Annotated in this window: 17 protein-coding genes; 5 read left to right on the top strand and 12 right to left on the bottom strand. The window is 40.7% G+C overall.

Annotation, left to right across the window (positions count from 1 at the left end; translation table 11 throughout):
* Positions 1 to 4 precede the first annotated feature (4 nt).
* Positions 5 to 1,123 carry a lactonase family protein gene (locus tag IM797_RS07435; RefSeq protein ID WP_194126475.1) on the top strand — a complete coding sequence of 373 codons (1,119 nt, stop codon included), beginning with the start codon at positions 5 to 7 and terminating at the stop codon, positions 1,121 to 1,123.
* 56 nt (positions 1,124 to 1,179) lie between these two features.
* Here the strand turns inward: IM797_RS07435 and bshA are convergent, their stop codons facing one another.
* From bshA to tilS, 3 genes are all read right to left on the bottom strand, one after another.
* Entirely contained in the window at positions 1,180 to 2,328 is a 1,149-nt protein-coding gene (gene bshA, locus IM797_RS07430; RefSeq protein WP_194126474.1) for an N-acetyl-alpha-D-glucosaminyl L-malate synthase BshA, read from the bottom strand.
* A gap of 113 nt (positions 2,329 to 2,441) precedes the next feature.
* On the bottom strand, positions 2,442 to 2,924 hold the full coding sequence (locus tag IM797_RS07425; RefSeq protein ID WP_194126473.1) for a hypothetical protein: 483 nt from the start codon (positions 2,922 to 2,924) through the stop codon (positions 2,442 to 2,444).
* A gap of 58 nt (positions 2,925 to 2,982) precedes the next feature.
* The gene (tilS, locus tag IM797_RS07420; RefSeq protein ID WP_194126472.1) at positions 2,983 to 4,347 is read right to left on the bottom strand and encodes a tRNA lysidine(34) synthetase TilS; all 1,365 of its coding nucleotides are present in this window, start codon (positions 4,345 to 4,347) and stop codon (positions 2,983 to 2,985) included.
* Positions 4,348 to 4,548: 201 nt separating this feature from the next.
* Between tilS and IM797_RS07415 the strand changes: the two genes are divergently transcribed.
* Positions 4,549 to 6,882 (top strand): OstA-like protein, encoded by a 2,334-nt coding sequence (locus IM797_RS07415; protein WP_194126471.1) that lies wholly within the window; start codon positions 4,549 to 4,551, stop codon positions 6,880 to 6,882.
* Here IM797_RS07415 and rdgB read toward each other — a convergent pair.
* Both rdgB and IM797_RS07405 read right to left on the bottom strand, forming a co-directional pair.
* On the bottom strand, positions 6,857 to 7,432 hold the full coding sequence (gene rdgB, locus IM797_RS07410) for an RdgB/HAM1 family non-canonical purine NTP pyrophosphatase (protein ID WP_228098752.1): 576 nt from the start codon (positions 7,430 to 7,432) through the stop codon (positions 6,857 to 6,859). The genes IM797_RS07415 and rdgB overlap by 26 nt on opposite strands.
* Positions 7,432 to 7,947, bottom strand: coding sequence for a hypothetical protein (locus IM797_RS07405; RefSeq protein WP_194126470.1), 516 nt, complete (start codon positions 7,945 to 7,947; stop codon positions 7,432 to 7,434). The genes rdgB and IM797_RS07405 overlap by 1 nt, the downstream gene beginning before the upstream one ends.
* A gap of 176 nt (positions 7,948 to 8,123) precedes the next feature.
* Here IM797_RS07405 and IM797_RS07400 point away from each other — a divergent pair, with 176 nt between their 5' ends.
* The 3 genes from IM797_RS07400 (at position 8,124) to IM797_RS07390 (ending at position 11,041) form a co-directional block, all read left to right on the top strand.
* Positions 8,124 to 8,645 carry a hypothetical protein gene (locus IM797_RS07400; RefSeq protein WP_370583069.1) on the top strand — a complete coding sequence of 174 codons (522 nt, stop codon included), beginning with the start codon at positions 8,124 to 8,126 and terminating at the stop codon, positions 8,643 to 8,645.
* A gap of 68 nt (positions 8,646 to 8,713) precedes the next feature.
* Positions 8,714 to 10,072 carry a peptidylprolyl isomerase gene (locus IM797_RS07395; protein ID WP_194126468.1) on the top strand — a complete coding sequence of 453 codons (1,359 nt, stop codon included), beginning with the start codon at positions 8,714 to 8,716 and terminating at the stop codon, positions 10,070 to 10,072.
* A gap of 6 nt (positions 10,073 to 10,078) precedes the next feature.
* On the top strand, positions 10,079 to 11,041 hold the full coding sequence (locus tag IM797_RS07390; RefSeq protein ID WP_194126467.1) for a MoxR family ATPase: 963 nt from the start codon (positions 10,079 to 10,081) through the stop codon (positions 11,039 to 11,041).
* Between the two features lie 5 nt (positions 11,042 to 11,046).
* Here the strand turns inward: IM797_RS07390 and IM797_RS07385 are convergent, their stop codons facing one another.
* The 7 genes from IM797_RS07385 to mutL form a co-directional block, all read right to left on the bottom strand.
* Positions 11,047 to 11,922, bottom strand: a complete 876-nt coding sequence (locus tag IM797_RS07385) for a glycerophosphodiester phosphodiesterase family protein (protein WP_194126466.1) — start codon at positions 11,920 to 11,922, stop codon at positions 11,047 to 11,049.
* Between the two features lie 100 nt (positions 11,923 to 12,022).
* Positions 12,023 to 12,877: a DUF4440 domain-containing protein gene (locus tag IM797_RS07380; protein ID WP_194126465.1), complete on the bottom strand. Its 855-nt coding sequence runs from the start codon at positions 12,875 to 12,877 to the stop codon at positions 12,023 to 12,025.
* 81 nt (positions 12,878 to 12,958) lie between these two features.
* The gene (cysS, locus tag IM797_RS07375) at positions 12,959 to 14,422 is read right to left on the bottom strand and encodes a cysteine--tRNA ligase (protein ID WP_194126464.1); all 1,464 of its coding nucleotides are present in this window, start codon (positions 14,420 to 14,422) and stop codon (positions 12,959 to 12,961) included.
* Positions 14,423 to 14,440: 18 nt separating this feature from the next.
* Entirely contained in the window at positions 14,441 to 15,553 is a 1,113-nt protein-coding gene (locus tag IM797_RS07370; protein ID WP_194126463.1) for an endonuclease/exonuclease/phosphatase family protein, read from the bottom strand.
* Positions 15,553 to 16,416 carry a rhomboid family intramembrane serine protease gene (locus IM797_RS07365; RefSeq protein WP_194126462.1) on the bottom strand — a complete coding sequence of 288 codons (864 nt, stop codon included), beginning with the start codon at positions 16,414 to 16,416 and terminating at the stop codon, positions 15,553 to 15,555. Before IM797_RS07365 ends, IM797_RS07370 begins: the two co-directional genes overlap by 1 nt.
* A complete protein-coding gene (locus IM797_RS07360; RefSeq protein WP_194126461.1) occupies positions 16,409 to 17,146 on the bottom strand; it encodes a rhomboid family intramembrane serine protease in 738 nt (245 codons plus the stop codon). The genes IM797_RS07365 and IM797_RS07360 overlap by 8 nt, the downstream gene beginning before the upstream one ends.
* 5 nt (positions 17,147 to 17,151) lie before the next feature.
* Complete coding sequence (mutL, locus tag IM797_RS07355) at positions 17,152 to 19,008, bottom strand: DNA mismatch repair endonuclease MutL (RefSeq protein ID WP_194126460.1); 1,857 nt, start codon at positions 19,006 to 19,008, stop codon at positions 17,152 to 17,154.
* Positions 19,009 to 19,089: the final 81 nt, after the last annotated feature.

The raw sequence follows: 19,089 nt of genomic DNA, 5'->3' as shown, positions 1-19,089 counted from the left end.
AACCATGAAGAAAATTCTCTCGCTTTTACTGCTGACAGCACTGTTTGTACAAGGCTTTGCACAAACAAAGGAATACAATTTAATTGTAGGAACTTACACTAGTCCGGGTAAAAGCGAGGGAATTTATACCTATACCTTTGATGCCAACACAGCTGAATTTAAATGGAAAAGTGTTGCCAAAGCGGTAACCAATCCGAGCTACTTATCCGTTAGCAAAGACAATAAGTTCATTTACGCAGTAGCTGAAGCGACAAACAATAGTGCCGTAGCTGCTTTTGCGTTCAACGGCATTACCGCTGAGCTTACCTTTTTAAATAAAGAGGCGACTACAAGTCCGGGTCCCTGTTTTGTGCTTACCGATGGTAAAAATGCTTTCAGTGCCAATTATGGCGGCGGCAGCATTTCTGTATTTGGAATTAACAAAAATGGAGCGCTAACTCCCTTAAAACAACTCTTACAACATACAGGTAAAAGCATCGACCCGCTAAAAAGACAAGAAAAAGCACATGCGCATCAGGTTCAGTTTACTCCGGACCATAAATATGTGACTTGTACTGACCTTGGCGAAGATCAAATCTATATTTACAACTACCACCCAGAATCAAAGGATCAGGTGCTGACTTTAAAATCGGTATTTAAAACGAATGCAGGTACAGGCCCCAGACACCTTACTTTTAGTCCGAATGGCAAATTTGCCTATCTGGCCCATGAATTTAACGGCAGCATTACCACTTTTGCATACCATAAAGGCCAGTTAAATAAAATCCAGGAGATAGCAAGTACCGACGCAGACTTTTCAGGGAAGGTTGATGGCGCTGACATTCACCTATCGCCTGATGGTAAATTCCTATATGAAACCAACCGTGGAGACGCCAACAGCATATCGGCATTTGCAGTGCAGCCTGATGGCAAATTGACCTTTGTAGCCAGAACAAGCACCTTAGGCAAGGGCCCCAGAAACTTTACTATTGATCCAAGTGGTAAATATTTATTGATAGGCCACCAATACAGCAATGAGGTCGTGATATTTGAACGCAACCAGCAAACCGGTACATTAACAGATACCGGAAAAAGAATAAATCTAGGTGCACCAGTTTGCCTGGTATTTGCACCGATCAGCTAAAAAAAAAGGTCCCTGGAAAATCCAAAGACCTTTTTCTACGACCACAAACAAGCCAATTAAACAGCCAATTGCTTGTTCTTTGCCGTTTCAATCACTTCATTATAATAAGCGATATATTCAGGAAGAATCTTTTTCAAATCAAAATCCTGTGCCCTTGTCAATGCATTCTCTTTAAATTGCGCCAGCACCTCGTCATTCTCCAGAATACGTATAGCCTTAGCTGCCATATCATCTACATCGCCCACGTTACTCATAAAGCCACAAAAGCCATCTACATTAAGTTCTGGTAAACCGCCAGCATTGGATGTGATTGCAGGAACCTTACAAGCCATTGCTTCAAGCGCTGCCAAACCAAAGCTTTCCGACTCTGAAGGCATTAAGAAAAGATCAGACACCGAAAGAATCTCTTCAATCGCATCCTGCTTGCCTAAAAAGCGAACGTGTTCGCAAATACCCAGGCTCCGGCACAGTTGCTCATCGTAAGCCCGCTCAGGTCCATCCCCTACCATCAATAATTTGGAAGGGATAGTCTCCTGGATTTTTTGGAACATCCGGATCACATCTGCCGTGCGCTTTACTTTCCTGAAATTGGACGTATGAATCAAAATACGTTCGTTATTCGGCGCTATTGCTTTTTTAAAATGATCCTTAGGCTTTAAACTGAACCTGCTAAAATCAATAAAATTCGGAATCACCTTGATTTCGTTGGTGATCTCAAAATGCTTTTCTGTATCGTCTTTCAAACTTTGAGATACCGTCGTTACACCGTCAGATTTATTGATAGAGAAAGTAACTACAGGCTTATAGGTCGGATCTTTACCAACAAGCGTAATATCTGTTCCGTGCAAAGTAGTCACAAATGGAATGTAAATGCCATAGGTTTCCAGAATTTGCTTGGCCATAAATGCTGCCGAAGCATGCGGAATGGCATAATGAACATGTAAAATATCCAGATTTTCGAAGCGGACCACATCTACCAGTTTGCTGGCTAAAGCAGACTCATAAGGCGCATAATCAAATAGGGGATAATCCCTTACGGATACCTCATGATAAAATAAATTGGCAGAGAAAAAATCCAGACGCGCCGGCTGGCTATATGTAATAAAATGAACCTGGTGCCCCTCATCAGCAAGTGCCTTACCAAGTTCAGTGGCTACAACACCGCTCCCCCCAAAGGTCGGATAACAAACAATACCTACTTTCATTAATTTAGAATCTGTTTAATGGTTAAAAACCGGGAAGTTAAATCTTCTTGTTTTGTTAACGCAAAGTACACTACTTAAATTGAGCTTTGTGTTAAACTATTGCAATTATTTAACTAGGCTTTCATTTCTGCCTGAATCACCAAGAACATCTCATTTGGCCTTTGGGTGCCAATGTAATATTCAAAGCCATCGCGGTCGGTCAATACCACGGCATCTTTTCCCGAAGAATAGAAGCGCACACTGCCTTTGCGGTGCAGGTTATAAACCGGATTATTGAACAGATAATTACTATAGGTGTCTTTTCTAACTTTTGTAATGGTATTTAAATCGATCTCTACACGTTTTGCCGACCATAAGCCTTCAATAATAATGCGTTTATTATCAATCGTAGTTTTGTATTGAATCAAAAAGAGCAGAAGTATCGAAACACCGATGATACCAAAACCAACAACCAGGAATAAGTCCTGCGTATTGTCCCGGTCACGCTCATAAACATAAGCCGCAAAACAAAAGGCAGCCATAATCAGGCGAATACATATCCTGATATAATCACGGCCAATGTACTGTTTCTCAAAAAATGCGTATCGGTTACCCATTATTATAATTTTGCATTAAAGTTAGTCGTTTTTTCATAGCCTTGGCACATTGATTACATCAAGATTGTTTAGAAATTGTAATATGTAGACTACGCAATTCAAATATCGTTACAGTTTTTGTTAAAGAAGTAATCCGATAGCGTTCATCCTGGCGCAAACCAGCGATCCAGATGATTTCCCCGTTTCCATTGATCAGTACCGGAACCTGATCCTTAACAGACAAGGGAATTTTTTCGTCAATCAGGTAGTCACTTAACTTTTTGAAGCCCTTCATTCCGATCGGTTTGAATTTATCACCAGGCTGGCGGCTTCTCAATACCAGGGGAAATAAAAGCTTAGCTGTATCTACATATGCCCTGGCCTCATTCTTTTCAAACTGAATACAATCTGCATTTGAAATTTGTATTTCTTGCCCGGCAAATGCTACACGACTATCGTTAGAATGAATCATCTGCAGCTGATTTTCACCTGCAGCAGTTAACAATGGACTCACAATCAAATCCGAACGATCGATCGTGAAACGATGGGTATGGCTAAAAAAAGAAGTTCCGCTCTGTTTACCGAGGCTCTGCAAAATCTCTGCAATTAAAAATTCCGAAGCGGAAAAAGGCTTTAACAACTCAAACAGCAGTAAAGTTTGAGGCGCCAGTTTTTCAATCTTATTCAAAGAGATGTGCAGGGTATCATTTCTCCTGTCTAGCATAGAAAGGCTCAAATCCGCAACAACTTTCTGTAATACCTGTTCCGTTTCAGCAAAGCGCTGGATGTTATGTGCAAAGGTTTGTTCCAGATTGGGATTAAGCTCTTTGAGCTGTGGAATCACTTTTAACCGAAGTTTATTACGTGCATATTTAGTACTGCTGTTGGAGCTGTCTTCTACATATGCAATGTTATGTTCAGCAATCAGCTGCTCTATTTCATTTCTGGATAGAAAAAGTAGTGGCCGGATTAAATGGCCCCGCTTTGGCAGGATACCGTGTAAGCCTGCAATGCCAGTGCCCCGTGTTAAATTTAACAGCACCGTTTCAATGGCATCATCCTGATGTTGGGCCAATGCGATTAACTGATAGTCCTCCGCTTGCCTGATTTGTTCAAACCAGTCGTAACGTAATGTTCTGGCGGCCATTTGTGTAGAAACCTGATGGCTTGCGGCGTAAGCAAGGGTATCAAAATTTGTGAAATGAAAGGAAACCCCTAGGTTCAGCGCAAGCTCCCTCACAAAATCTTCATCCCGCTGGGACTCCTCCGCCCTTAAATTAAAATTACAATGCGCAATGCCGAAATTGTTGCCCAGAAGCTTAAACAGGTGTACCATCAACACAGAGTCCTTCCCCCCGCTAACTGCCAGCAAAACCTTGTCTTTGCTGGTAAAAAGTGCGTGCTGACCTATAAAGGTCTTAAAATTTTGAAGGGGTAGTAACATAATTCAAAAATATTAGTTTTAAAGCTGATTGTATACAATCTACAAAAAATAACACATGCGACTGCTGAATATCAGTCTAAGTAAAAAAGTACTTCGTTGAAATAACCGGCGGCTTTATATCGTTAATAAGCCACTAATACACAAAAAATAAATAGATGAAATTTGAATACAAACCATCCTGCAAAAAATTAACTTTGTAAAGTGCAGAAATTACGTTTTTTCCTGATCATACTTCTATTTCCGTTCGCCACGCTTGCGCAACAGAAGACTAAAATTATTGTGCAAAAGTTTGATGCTACAAATACTGATGCAACAGATAAGAACAATACGATCACTTACCTTAGGAACCCGGTATTCAGACAAGACAATGCAACTCTAACTTGTGACAGTGCTGTATTTTATGTAACAAAAAACACTTTTGACGCCTATAACAATGTACACATTAATCAGGGAGATACGGTCAACATTTATTCCACGCGTTTAAATTACAATGGAAATACCAAGATTGCCCATTTGACCGAAAACGTGAAAATGATCGATAAGGAGTCTGTGCTAACCACCAATATTCTCGATTATAACATGGCTACCAAAATTGGGACTTACATCACCGGTGGCAAGATTGTGACCAAGGACGTGACCATAACAAGTAAAAATGGATACTATTTTTCAAAAGACAACGATGCATTCTTTAAATACGATGTAATTGCTGTAACGCCACAAAGTGTGATCACCTCAGATACCCTGAAGTACAATACGAAATCCAAATGGACGTATTTTTACGGCCCAACCAATATTAAAGGAAAAGACGATAACCTCTATACCGAAAACGGAGCCTACAATACAGAAACTCAAATTGCCTTTTTTGGCAAAAAAAATCTATATACCAACGGTACCAAATCTTTAAAAGGTGATAGTTTACATTACAATGGAGCACTGGGAATTGGCAAAGCGGTACGAAATATTGTATTTAGGGATACAACCGATAAAACAGTATTGTACGGACAATTGGGCTATTACTACAAGAAGGACGAGCGAACACTGGTTACCAAGAACCCCTATATGGGAATGGGGACTTCAGATTCTATCAAAGTTAATGGGAAACTTCAGCCAGACAGCCTTTGGCTTGGTGCAGATACGCTGGAAACGCAAATGGTGCTGAAGAAATCCTTAAAGTTGATTTCCTCTCCTGTCATCAAAAAAGATAATGAACTTGGCGAAGAAGAAAAACCGGAAAAGAAAGTTGGCGAAGGAAAAACAAAAACTGTAGCAACCGAGCCTGCAGGCAAGCAAAAGCCAGATAAAAAACAGCCGAAAAAGAACGGCAAAGACGAGAAAAAAGATATTGCAGCAAAAGGAAAACCTGTCATTCCTCCAGATAGCACATTGAAGGCGTTAAAAGACTCCATACCGATCCAGATCAAAACAGACAGTTTACTAAAGAAAGCAAAGGATACGATTCCTAAACTGATCAAAACGATGCCTCTTTCCATTAAAGCGAAAGCAGATTCGGTTTTAAAAGGAAAGGCTGATCCTTTATTAAAAGGGAAAACCGAAGGTTTGTTAAAGGCAAAACCAGATTCTTTGTTAAAAGGAAATGCGTTGAAAGGAAAGGTCGATACCAGTTTAAAAGGGAAACTGAACCCGAAAAACCCAACACTTAAAGACAGTGTTCCATTTAACCCTGAGGATACGGTAAGGACACGGGTAATTAAAGCCTACCACAAAGTAAGGGTCTACAAATCTAACATGCAGGCTGTTGCGGATTCACTTTTTTACACCAGTGCCGATTCTACTCTACGTTGGTATAAAAACCCAATCCTATGGTCAGAAGGCTCACAGCAGACGGGCGACACGCTGTACCTGCAACTTAAAAACAAAAAACTGAACACTTTGCAGGTATTGCAAAATGCATTCCTGGTGAATGTCAATGCAGACTCCGCGCGTTACAATCAGATTAAAGGTAAGCTCATCACTGTATTTTTCAAGGATGGCAAAATGAAAAACATGTTTGTAGATGGGAATGCGGAGAGCATTTACTTTAATCAGGACGATAAAACGCACGATTACACAGACATGAACCAGACGGTGAGCAGCAGGCTTAAAATCATATTTAAAGAAAAAGCGATCCAGACCATCACAACCGTAAAAGAACCTGATGGGGTAAGAACACCTATGGTAGAGTTAAAAGAGGATGTCTTTTTGACCGGCTTTACCTGGAGGCCTGAACTCAGGCCATTGTCTAAAAAGGAGGTCATCAATGGCAAACCAAAAGTCGCAGCTAAAAAAGCAGGTCAGACCGGAGCCAAGCCGACAAAAGGTGCTGTTGGTGCGAAACCTGGAATCAAGCCGCCCATAGATACCAAAGGAAAACCAGTAAATCAGGCGGTCCAGGACCTCAGTAAAAAAGCAGTGCCGATCATAGGTAAAGACAGTACGATCTTAAAAAACGCAGCCAGCAAAATGGACTCCCTTCTTCAAAAAGAATTCAAACTGGATTCGTTGAAACCGGTTAGTGTTCCTTTAAAAAAGAAATAAGTTTTTTCATGGCGATGGCCCGGTGACTGATTTCGTTCTTTTTAGCCATATCCATTTCTGCAAAAGTAATGTCGTAACCATCTGGTTGGAAAATAGGGTCATATCCAAAGCCCTTTACACCCGAAGCTGCTGCCCTGATTGTACCTTCAATTACGCCTTCAAAAAGATAGTTTTCACCATCTCTGATCAGTGAAACCACAGTTTTAAAGCGTGCTTTTCTATTCTTCTGTCCGGCCATTTTTTGCAATACCAGGTTCATATTGTCCAGATCGCCACGTTTCCCCGAATACCTTGCCGAGTAAATACCTGGCTCGTTGTTCAGGGCCTCCACTTCAAGACCACTGTCATCAGCAAAACAATCCAGCCGGTAGTTTTCAAACACATAAGCAGTTTTCAAAGCTGCATTTTCAGCAAAGGAATTCCCCGTTTCCGGGATGTCTGTCGTGCAACCAATATCATCCAGGTTTAACACCTCATATTGATCTTTAAGCAGTGCAATTACTTCAGCCGTTTTGTTCTTATTATTGGTAGCAAATATTATTTTCTTCATTACAATCCAAGTTTTTGCAGACTTCCCCATAAAGCTTTTTTGGTTGCTGCATCCTGATCAAGTGCTTTCAATTCCGTTGAGAAGATGAGTCTGACCTGCCCTTGCTGAACAATAGCATTCCTTGCCTGGTCAGGCAAAGCCAGTTGCAGGGGGCTAACGCCAAAAGCAAACACCAATGCTGGTGAAAAGTAAGACTGAAACTGTTCAAATTTCACATCAGGGTAGGCTGCATAATTAACCAAAGCAAAATCAGCAGCACTCAGGTTCACTGATTTTACTATTTTGCGCAGCAGTTCTCTTCCTTTTTCATCACTGACTTCGTTTTGAGAATCGTTTACCAGGATGAGGACATTCCGTTTGTTGCTGCCCAGGAATTTGAATGCAATCGCTTCTGCTCTCGGTTTGGTCTGCACAGCTACCGCATCTATCTGATCATCAGATCCATTCACAATATAGATATCATCGGTAAAAAACAAACGCAGGGCTGCTTCATTCGCAGTAAGTTGACTATCCATTCAGAATCGTTTTATGGGAAATCTTTTTTCTGTTAAAATTAGTTAAATATCTTATTATAGTGCCTTTATTTATTACTTTTATGCCTTAAAAAAATATACACCATATATCTTTTGTGAGAAAAACGTACTGCATTATTATTTTGTGTTTCATAACGGCAAATACATTTGCACAAAATGTGGCAACGATTAACGGGAAGCCATTAAGCGCTAAAGAATTTATATGGTTTTATAAAAAAAATCATCAGAACGACGCGAATGCGTATAAGGATTTGGAAACATATTTAAATCAGTATATTAATTTTAAACTCAAAGTACTTGATGCCAAAGACATGCATTTGGATACAGATACAGCCTATCTCAACGAGATCAAAAATTACGACATCGCTTTGCGTGCCCAAAAACACGTTGCTAAAACGAATGCGATGTACAACATGATCCTGAATGAGTATAAAGATGCTGCATTGATGTTCAATGTTTCAGAAATGAAAGTCTGGAACAAAGCGCAAAGCGACGAAAATCTGCTCCGTGCTTTCTATGATAAAAATAAAAACACTTATACCTCAACTTTCGAAGACATCAAAACCCAGGTCATGAATGATTATGAACAGTACCTGGAAAACGAATGGGTACAGGCATTAAGAAAAAAATATACGGTAAAAGTTAATCTGCCAGAGGTACGTAAACTCGTAAAGTTATAAGGCCGGCTACCTTAAAAATTATTGATAATATTAAATTTGCAACAGGAATACAATTGAACAAACATAGAATGAAGAAATTTTTAGTAATGGCAAGTGGATTAATCTGCTTGTTTTTGAATACACAGGCACAGAAAAAAAACATAGATAAAGTTGTTGCGGTGTTGGGTAATAACATTATTCTATTGTCTGATTTAAACCAGCAATATGCACAATTTTTAAATCAGGGAAATCCTGACGATCCCAAAATAAAATGCATGATCTTACAGCAAATGCTCGCTCAAAAACTATTGAAGCAGCAAGCTGAAATTGACTCTGTGATGGTTGATGATTCTCAGGTTGATGAAGAAGTAGAAAAAAGAATGCGTTACCAGATTCAGAAAGCTGGTGGGCAGGAGCGTTTGGAGCAATTTTTAAACCGCTCAGTTCTACAATATAAAGATGAGATCCGACCAGACATCAAAGAACAGCTGATCTCTAATAAAATGCAACAAAAAATCACTCAGGATGTGAGCATCACCCCTTTAGAAGTAAAAAAATATTTTGAAAGCTATAAGAAAGATAGCTTACCTGATATCCCTACCGAGTTTGAAATTGGGGAGATTGTAATGTATCCAAAACTGACCAAGGCAGAAAAACAGAAGTTTTATGATAAAATCGATGCCATCCGTCTGCGGGTGAAAAGCGGTGAAGACTTTGCCTTCCTTGCAAAATCTTATTCAGAAGATCCTGGATCAGCAGCTGAAGGCGGAGACCTTGGTTTCTTTGACCGCCATGCAATGGTAAAAGAATTTACCGCACAGGCTTTCAAGTTAAAACCAGGTGAAATGTCGCCAGTATTCGAAACAGAACACGGTTTTCACATTTTGCAGGTAATTGAACGTCGCGGTGAGCAGGTTCAGGCCCGTCATATCCTGGTCAGACCACAAACTACACCGGCGAGTTTAGACCGTATCAAATTAAAAGCAGATACCATTTACAAGAACATTTTTGACAAAAAACTTCCTTTTTCCACAGCCGCTTCAGAATATTCTGACAATAAGGAATCTCAATACAATGGCGGGATGTTGTTATACGCCGACAACGTAACGGCCAGAACAACTTTCATTCCTGCAGATAAATTAGATCCGAAAGTATTTTTAATTGTAGACACCATGAAGGTTGGAGAAATCTCTAAACCTGTACTGTTTACAGATCAAAGTGGAAAAGATGGCTATAAAATTCTGTACCTTAAAGCAAAAATCCCACCGCACAAAGGAAACCTGGAGCAGGATTATGCCAAGTTCAAAGAGCGTGCACAGGAAGATAAAACCAATAAATATTTGAGTGACTGGTTTGAGAAGAGAAGAAACAACACCTATATCCGTATTGATGAAGATTATGATCAATGCGATGAGTTAAAAATCTGGACTCAGGCTTCTAAAAAATAAGCAACTATGCAGTTTGATAATGATATAAAAGCAGTTGACGCACTGCACCAAGCCTACAAAAGCATCAAAGCTGAAATAGGAAAAGTTGTTATTGGACAGGATGAAGTGATTAAATCTGTTTTAATCTCTATTTTTAGTAACGGTCATTGCCTATTGGTTGGCGTACCCGGACTGGCAAAAACATTGTTGGTTCAAACGGTAGCCAATGTGCTTGACCTGAACTTTAACCGCATACAGTTTACCCCGGATTTGATGCCCAGTGACATCATTGGTGCAGAAATCCTGGGTGAAGACAGGAGTTTTAAATTCATCAATGGCCCGATATTCTCCAATATCATCCTGGCTGATGAAATCAACAGAACACCTCCAAAAACGCAGGCAGCCTTACTGGAAGCCATGCAGGAGAAAGCCGTTACGGCAGCTGGATTAAGGCATGTATTGCCCAATCCTTTCTTTGTACTGGCCACACAGAACCCCATTGAGCAGGAAGGCACCTATCCGCTTCCAGAGGCGCAACTGGACCGTTTCATGTTCAACGTACATCTAGGGTATCCAAGCTTTGAAGAAGAGCTTACCATCGTTAAAAACACCACCAGCAACCGCGACGTTCAACTGAACAAAATCATCAATGCCGCGCAGATCCAGTATTTTCAAAAACTGATCAGAAACATTCCCATTACAGATAATGTAGTAGAGTATGCGGTGAAACTGGCTAGTAAAACCCGTCCGAACACACCTTACGCCACAGATGCGGTCAATAAATACATCAGCTGGGGCGCCGGACCGAGAGCTTCACAATTTTTAGTAATTGGAGCCAAGTGCCATGCGGCCATCTCTGGCAAATATGCTCCGGACATTGAGGATGTACAAGCCGTTGCAGAAGCCATTTTACGTCACAGAATCGTACGTAACTACCGTGCTGAAGCCGAAGGCTTATCCATTGAGCAAATTATCAAAGACCTGTTTTAAAGGCTTTAATTTAAAGCCTGCTTATATAAATTTGGGTAATCGGTTACAATTCCATCTACGCCCAGATTGATTAGGTATTTCATGTCTTTGATTGAATTTACTGTCCATGGCAATACCTTTACCCCAGCTTCATGGCAACGATCTACCAGCCCTTTTCCTACCAGTACGTAATATGGACTATAATAGGTTGGTGTAAAGCCTAGCAATTTAATACTGTCTTCAAAATCCTGTTTCTCATCAATCATCAAAGCAGTTTTAACTGTTGGGTATTTTTCATGTAAATATTGTAGCGTACGCATGTCAAGCGACTGTATAATGATGCGCTTGAGCAGTTTCTTTTCTGTTACAATTTCCATGATCTTCTCAATAAACACAGCAGCATCAGGTTGAAATACGCCATCGCCCTTTCTGATCAGCGCAGTTTCAATATTATAGATTGGCTTAGGCAATCTATTCCGCTTCACATACGCCTCTACAGAGTCAATCGTTTCTGCTAGCAAAGGTTTATAAGCCGCCATTTTCATTTGTCCGGGAAAACGGTTATGAATTTTATTCCCTACATCAAACTTCCTGATCTCCTCATAGTTCATTTTGAACATATTGTATTTCTTCTCATCCTTAAACGTAATGGATTTACCATCAGGCCGGGTACTGATTTCATTGTTAAAATAAGGCTCATGCGAAAGCACAACCTGTTCATCTTTAGAAATGACTACGTCCAGATCCAATACATTTACTTCCAGATCTAAGGCCTTAATCATGCCGGGAATGGTATTCTCGGGCATAATACCCCTTGCACCCTGGTGTCCGATAAGCATAAATTTCTGGGCCTGTACTTGCGTAGACAAGGCAATAATGGCAACGATTAGTAATTTATTCATGTATGTAAGCTATAACGACATAAAGTAAGGGTTTATTGGGCTTTAAAACAAAAAGGTCCCTTAAATAATTAAGAGACCTTTTGCAAAATGAGTTTCGATATTAACGTTCAGCAGGTGTAAAAGCCTGAACGATGATATTCCAGTTGTGATCAGCCTGACGTTCGTAAATGAATACATAATTAAAGCTTTCACGCAGGTCTGCTTTATAATCAACGGTAGCTACGCCATAAGTGTAAGCCAGGTCGCCACCATCGGCTTTACCTACCTTGGTAGTTTTCAGGTTCACTTTACTTACCATTCCATTAAAAAAGGTAATCGCTTTATCTTTACCTACAATAGGTTCATAGCCTGGAAATAATACCCTGGCGTCCGGATTCAGGAAACCAGCGAAAGCAGCGATGCCATGTGTTTTAAGCAGGGTATTTAAGGTTTTTTCTGTTGTTGCAATGATATCGGCACCAGCAGCACGTTGCTTATCGTTTAAAAACTTAGGTTTATAGCTATCCTTTGGCTCTATAAATTCCGGCGTAACTTTAGCTAAAGGTTTGTTGGTTGTGGTACCTAAATCTAAAGCCAGTTCCCATTTACCTTCTTTTGCAGTCCACACCGATAAATATTGACCATATGTTTTTGCTCCTTTGACCTCATACGGACCAGTTGTAAAACCCCAATCCCCACTTCTCGATACTTTGGCATAAGCCGGTGTCCAGCTGATGTCTTTACTTTCAGGCTGTCCGGCATAAAAAGTTTTCGCATTTACCGGGTTTGGTCTAAACACCAAACCATCCGCAGCAGCAAATGTGGTGTAAGCTGTTTTTGCACCATGTTTTGCAAGGCTTTCAGCGAATTCTTTTTCAGCTTTAACCAACGATTTGGTACTTCCATCAGATTTTTGAGCGTAGGCACCAACAGTCAATGAAGCAGCAATAATTGTATACAGGAATTTGTTCATCATAATATTTAAATAATACGGCACTAAGATAATATTTGAAGCGTTTTAAGCATTTAAAAAGTAATTAACAATTAAACAATTGTGTTAAATCTTACTCCAGGTAGTACCTTCTTTACTATCTTTCAATTGTATGCCCATACCTTGCAACCCGATCCTGATTTTATCAGAAGTGGCATAGTCTTTATTTTCTTTTGCTGCCTTGCGGATATCGATCATCATATCCAGTACCGAGTTCAACTCTACATTTGAAGCATCTTCGTCTTTCAATCCGAAAATATCAAACACAAAATCCTGAATCAGTTTTTTAAGCTTTTCCAATTCAGCAGCATCAATCTTTGCCTTACCATCGTAAACGATATTGATGATCCTTGCTGCTTCAAAAAGCTCAGCAATCACTACCGGACTGTTGAAGTCATCATCCATTGCCTTGATGCAGTTTTGCTCAAGGCTAGCTAGATCAAAGTCATTACCATCCGTAGACGGCACCAATTTATCCAGAAGGCTTACTGCGTTCATCAACCTTCTGAAACCCTTTTCAGAGGCATCCAGGGCTTCATTGGAGAAATCCAATGTACTTCTGTAATGCGCTTGTAACATGAAAAATTTAACGGTCATCGGGCTAAACCCTCTGTCCAGTAAAGGATGGTCGCCGGTAAACAGTTCACCTGGTAAAAATCCATTACCTGCAGACTTAGACATTCGGGCTCCATTTACTGTCAGCATATTGGTATGCATCCAATATTTAGCCGGCTGTTTGTGACTGCAAGCTTCGGATTGTGCAATTTCATTGGTATGGTGCGTTGCAGCCAGGTCCATTCCACCACCGTGAATGTCAAACTCCTCACCCAGATATTTAGCACTCATGGCTGAGCATTCAATGTGCCAGCCCGGAAAGCCTTCTCCCCAAGGAGATTGCCAACGCATAATGGTCTCGGGCTTGGCTTTAATCCAAAGCGCAAAATCCAAACGCCCCCTTTTGTCATCCTGTCCACCCAATTCTCGGGTATTGGCCAGCATATCCTCCAGGTTTCGGTTCGTCAATATGGTATAATTGTAAGCCTTGCTATACTTCTCAACGTCAAAATAAATTGTTCCGTTCACCTCATAAGCATAACCATTGGCAATGATCACTTTGATCATTTCAATTTGCTCAATGATATGTCCGGTTGCCGTAGGCTCAATGCTCGGTGGAAGCGTATTGAACATACGCAAAACATCATGAAAGCCCAGGGTATACTTTTGTACAATCTCCATTGGCTCCAATTGTTCCAGCTTGGCCCTTTTGGCAAATTTATCATCACCTTCATCTCGGTCACCTTCCAAATGCCCGGCATCCGTAATGTTTCTTACATAACGCACTTTATAACCCGAATATTTGAGGTATCTGAAGATCAGGTCAAAGGAAATAAACGTACGACAATTACCCAAATGCACATCACTGTAAACGGTAGGTCCGCAAACGTACATTCCTACATGAGGAGCGTTGAGCGGTTCAAAATGTTCTTTTTTCCGTGTAAGGGTATTGTATAGGTGTAAGCCTTTTTCCATTGTGCAAAGGTAAAAATTTTAGGGGTTTAATCTCAAATCACTGCGAACAGGAAAATGGTCTGACAATTCTGCTTCAATGACCCGGTAATTCACAACTTTAAGGTCCTTGGTGGTGGCAATATAGTCAATCTGGAAGTTAGGAAATTTACCGTTATAGGTCTTTCCAAATCCTGTTCCCTGTTCTTTAAAAGTATTGTTTAAGGATTTTGTGAGCTGCGTTACCGCATAAGAAGCCGGCGTATCGTTAAAATCACCTGCAATTAAAAAGGGGGTTTCACAGGTTTTCATATGCGCTTTCATAATGTCGACTTGCGCACTTCGCTTTAAAAAAGCAGTTTTCAACATGCTCACAATCCTTTTGGAAGGTAAAATCTCCGGTTCCATTTTTTGTTTTACCTGGTCAATGTAACTATAATCCTGTTTATCAAAAGATATGGATTGCAGGTGTACATTATAAATCCTCAATTTGCTGTTGTTGACAACAATGTCAATATAGATACTCGCATTGCCCCCGTAATTGGCACCAAATACGATAGTTCCTTTATCTTTTATCGGATACTTGGAAAAAATAGCCAATCCGGTAGCCTCATAGTCATTCTGAGCAGAAGGCACAAAATAATAATGTGGCTTACCCAGGATGCGAATCAGGCTATCCGTAATGTCGAAAGTCCCTTTCCGACGGGTGAAATATTCCTGAAAACAGATGATATCCGGATTCTCATTTTCGATCAGGCTTAACATTTTTTGTTTCACCGGCTCTACATTTTCCTGCCCATATGGTTTAAAGCTGTGCACATTATAGGTCATCATCCTAATCAGGGTCGGATCAGTTTTAGGTCCTAAACCCGCTTCTCCGATGAGTCCAAAAGTGGCTGTCAAAGCCTGCCATCCCAATAAGATAAGCACAACAGTACCAAGGGCGAAAGTCCAGCGTTTACGCAGACACCACCACAAGATCATCAGCATATTGAGAAACAGGATATACGGATAAGCCAGGCCAAAAAAGGCGATATACCGATAGTGTCTTGGATCAAACCTTCCGGCTAAAAAACCCAACACCAGGGCAATGGCCAGCAAAACAGCACCGGTCCGAACCAATCGGTCTAAAAATGTAGGCTTATCTTTCTTCATCAATGCTTACTTGCCTTAAATAAAGTTTCCTTTTCCGTTTTACTTAGTTTATCATATCCCGATGTAGAAATTTTATCTAAAATACGGTCAATCTCATCCTGATTTACCTTTTCAACCGTCCGTCTGTCAGTAGCACGACCAAAATCATTTTTAACTACTTTTAGCTTAGGCTTACGTTTAAAAAGTTTGCTCCAGTCTGTTCCTTTTTTTAACAAAAAGATGTAGAGAAAACCAAATAATGCACCACCAAGGTGGGCAAAGCTACCACCGGCATCGGTACTGGCAATTCCGATTAAATCCAGCACGATATAACCCAATGCCAGGTATTTCAGCTTCACATCCCCCAAAAAAAGCAAGCGTATGCTATAATCAGGCACTAAGGTAGCTGTAGCTACTACAATTGCCATAACCGCAGCAGAAGAACCAATGATATTGGCACCTGCCGTATATGGTTCAAATACAGGAAATACATTATAAGCCAGCAAATACAACAAAGCCCCAGCAAAACCGCCGAACAGGTATACAAAATGAAACTGCCGGGGCTTTAAAAAGTCAAGGAATATTTTACCCATCCAATACAACCACAGCATGTTAAACAATACATGCATAATGCCACCATGAAAAAACTGGTAAGTTAAAATGGTATAAAACCTGGTAGGTAATTTGGCGATAGAGGCAGGAAAACCCGCATATTCCCTAATCAGACCTTCGTAAGTCGACCCGCCGTTTCCGGAAAGAAAAAACGGGACATTGATGAGTGCGAGCACCACAAAAATGAGCACATTGATGCCTATGTAAAAGAAAGCCGGATTGCCCGACTGGAAAACCTTAAATTTCAAATCCTTCAGCAGACTGTTATTCATAATATGTATAAAATCTATCGTTGTTTTTATCCTTCCAAAGCTTAACAAGTATGAAGCCAATTAATGCACCGCCCAGGTGCGCATAGTGCGCAACCGAATCACCCGGCAGGTTGGCCACCCCCATATACAACTCAAAAAGAATGTATAGCGGAATAAAAAATTTAGCCTTTACCGGAATCGGAATAAACATCAGGTACAGTTCCGTATTTGGATACAACATACCAAACGCTACCAGGAGGCCAAATATTGCACCAGAGGCACCAATCATCGGAAAGCCGTAAATGCCTATTAAAGTATTTTGATGGGCCTGTGTTAAACCCGGGGGCAATTGTACATGATTGGCTGCAATATCGATAAATACCGGATTATGAAATACAGAACCCGTAATGTGATAAACTTCATAAGCCTGAACACCCATTTGAAGTGCAACAGCCCCCAATCCGGTAATCATGTAAAAATTAAGGAAACGCTTCATGCCCCATCTGGCTTCCAATACCCCACCAAACATGAACAAACCGAACATGTTGAACAGGATGTGCATAAAATCACCATGCATAAACATGTAACTGACCGGTTGCCATACCCTAAAAAACTGCGAATCGAAATAAAATGCACCCAACAGATAATCCAGGTCGATATTTGCATTTTTCAGTACATACTTTGCTGCAAAAAAGAGGGCGTTAATGATCAGCAGATTTTTAACTACCGGAGGTATGTGTATTTGGTTCATGCGTGCTATTTATCAAATTTTTTATCTAACTCTGTCAATCCAATCGTTTGAACCACAGGCTTGCCACTGATACTAAAATTAGGACTTTTACAGGCAAAAAGCTGTTCAATCAATGTATTCATCTCTTCCTGGCTTAAAACCGTACCGTTTTTTATGGCGCTGTTGCGGGCCATACTTTTGGCCAGGGCATCTCTTTTATCCAGCTTTAATTCTTGTTGTGAATTTTTAAAACCTTCAATCAGGTGTTCAAACAGCTGGGTTTCATTGATATTGCTGCTTCCCAGATCTACAGGAATCCCTTCGATCACCAAAGTATTTTTCCCAAACTCGCGCACTTCAAAACCTAAGCTTTTAATGTCGTCCAGCAAACTTTTAGCCAGTTCATAGTCATTAGGACTTAAAGTAACCGTTTGCGGGAACAGGCTTTGCTGCGACGCACCCTTTCTATCTTCCAGGTGTACAATAAAACGTTCGTATAAAATACGTTCATGTGCGGCCTGCTGGTCAATAACCATCAATCCAGACTTAATCTGCGAAATGATATAACGGTTATGCACCTGCATCAGTTGCTTTTGAACAGGTACAAAAGTATCGTCTTGTAACTCGCCTGGTATCTCTATCGCCGTTTGCTCAGGCTCCTGATGATTTGCGATTTCATATAATGAGCCCCAATTTCTGGTACTTGGAGAAATACCACCGCCCCAATTGCTACTGCCCGCATAAGAGGCGCGGTTTGACGTACTCTTATCTCCGGAGAAAGGATTAAAATCAGGATTAAAGCTAATGCTTGGTGGCACAATTTCATCCGGTGCTTTAGGGGTAATCATACCACTAAAGCCAGTTTCCTGGTCAAAGTCAATAGTCGGACTGATGTTAAACCTGCCCAACGAGCGTTTCACCGCCGAATGGATGATGGCATAAATGGACTTTTCATCCAGGTATTTGATCTCCGTTTTGGTTGGATGTACATTCACATCAATATTGGCCGGATCAATGTCGATAAACAAGACGTAAAGTGGAAAATGATCGTCCTGAAGCAATTCCTCATAGGCTTTACTTACCGCATGATTCAGATATGGATCCTTAATGAAACGGTTGTTCACAAAGAAAAACTGTTCGCCACGCGTTTTTTTAGCAAACTCAGGCTTGCCGATATATCCTTTTAAATTGATGATGCTTGTTTCCTCTTCAACGGGTATTAAACGCTGATTGTAATTGTTTCCAAACAGATGGACAATGCGCTGTTTCAATACCGACGAAGGAAGACGGTAAATCTCTACCCCATCGTGGTGTAAACTGAAAGCAATTTCAGGATGTGCCAATGATACGCGTTGAAATTCGTCAAGCACGTGCCGCATCTCTGCAGGGTTACTTTTCAAAAAGTTACGTCTGGCAGGAGTATTAAAAAATAAGTTCTTGATGCAAATGCTGGTACCTTCTGAAGCCGCAACCGGTTCCTGTTTGATGAACGTAGATCCTTCAATCTCAATGAGGGTAGCCAACTCATCGTCATGACGACGTGTTTTCATTTCCACCTGGGCAATTGCAGCAATAGAAGCCATCGCTTCTCCCCTGAAACCCATCGTCCGGATGGCAAATAAATCTTCGGCTTTCCTTACTTTCGAAGTGGCATGCCTTTCAAAGCACATCCGTGCATCGGTTACACTCATTCCACTTCCGTTATCAATCACCTGAATCAATGCCTTTCCGGCATCTTTAAGGATGAGTTGAATTTTATTCGCTCCTGCATCTATGGCGTTCTCCAATAGTTCTTTTACTGCCGATGCAGGTCGTTGCACGACCTCTCCTGCCGCTATTTGATTGGCAACGCTATCGGGTAAAAGTTGTATAATATCTGACATGTATAATCGCTCCGGTAAAGCTGCTAATTTAGGCAAAATAAGGCTTATTTAGGTATATTTACGGTCAAAATCCATACCTTA

This window comes from Pedobacter sp. MC2016-24 (assembly GCF_015223055.1).
GTDB lineage: Bacteria > Bacteroidota > Bacteroidia > Sphingobacteriales > Sphingobacteriaceae > Pedobacter.
This window is presented reverse-complemented; position numbering and strand designations above follow the sequence as displayed.